This window comes from Rhodococcus sp. 7Tela_A2, assembly GCF_049311045.1.
In the GTDB taxonomy this organism is placed as follows: Bacteria; Actinomycetota; Actinomycetes; order Mycobacteriales; family Mycobacteriaceae; genus Rhodococcus.
Genome location: NZ_JAXION010000219.1, coordinates 1 through 1370 on the forward strand (window position 1 = coordinate 1; position 1370 = coordinate 1370).

Below are 1370 nucleotides of genomic sequence, written 5' to 3' on the forward strand. Positions count from 1 at the left end.
GTGTTTCATGCGCCGGGTCATGATCAGAAGCGGTTTTTGGAGTTGTTCGAGCGGGATTTGGCGCCGCGGTTGCGCGCACTCGCCTGACCGGGAGGAACGAATGAACGAGATATCCGCGGCAGCAAAAACTTTGACGGAACTCCCGGAGTGGCAGGCTCTCGTCGACCATCGCGCGGAGGTCGAGGGGATGCATCTGCGGGAGATGTTCGCCGCCGATCCCGGCCGCGCCGACGCGATGACCGCTGCCGCCGGGGATCTGGTGGTCGACTACAGCAAACACCGGGTCACCGCCCGCACCATGGAGTTGCTGCTCGATCTGGCCCGGGCGGTCGGGCTCGAGGCGGCCCGCGAGGCGATGTTCACCGGCGAGCATGTCAATGTCACCGAGGACCGGGCGGTGCTGCACACCGCGTTGCGGTTGCCGCGGTCGGCGCGGTTGGTCGTGGACGGGCGTGAGGTCGTCGCCGAGGTCCACGAGGTGCTCGACGCGATGGGGGAGTTCACCGATCGGGTGCGTGACGGCCGGTGGCGGGGGGCGACCGGGGAGAAGATCACCACGGTGGTCAACATCGGGATCGGGGGGTCGGATCTGGGGCCGGTGATGGTGACGCGGGCGTTGCGGCACTATCACGACGGTCCGCAGGTGCGGTTCGTGTCGAATGTGGATCCGGCGGATCTGACCGGGGTGCTGGCGGGGCTGGATCCGGCGTCGACGTTGTTCGTGGTGGCGTCGAAGACGTTCTCCACGCTCGAGACGTTGTGTAATGCGACGGCGGCGCGGCGGTGGGTGGTGGCGGCGCTGGGTGAGGAGGCGGTGGCGGCGCATTTCGTGGCGGTGTCGACGCATGCGGAGCGGGTGGCGCAGTTCGGGATCGATCCGGTGAACATGTTCGGGTTCTGGGAGTGGGTGGGGGGCCGGTATTCGGTGGATTCGGCGATCGGGTTGGCGGTGATGTGTGCGGTCGGGCGGGAGCGGTTCGGGGAGTTGCTGGCGGGGTTTCGGGTGATCGATGAGCATTTCCGGTCGGTGCCGCTCGAGCGCAATGTTCCGGTGTTGTTGGGGTTGTTGGGGGTGTGGTACACGTCGGTGCTGGGGGCGCAGTCGCGGGTGGTGTTGCCGTATGCGAATGATCTGGTGCGGTTTCCGGCGTATCTGCAGCAGTTGGCGATGGAGTCGAACGGTAAGTCGGTGCGGGTGGACGGGTCGGCGGTGTCGTATCGGACGGGGGAGATTTTTTGGGGGGAGCCGGGGACGAACGGGCAGCACGCGTTTTTTCAGTTGTTGCATCAGGGGAAGCATCTGGTGCCGGCGGATTTCATCGGGTTCGGTCGGTCGACCGATGATCTGCCGACCGTGGGTGGGTCGGGGT

1 protein-coding gene is annotated in these 1370 nt (G+C 66.4%); it reads left to right on the forward strand.

Translation table 11 applies throughout. The features are described from left to right. Positions 1–100: 100 nt before the first annotated feature. Positions 101–1370: glucose-6-phosphate isomerase (pgi, locus tag TVH25_RS21300; protein ID WP_422425413.1), on the forward strand; the 1270-nt coding region annotated here is incomplete at its 3' end.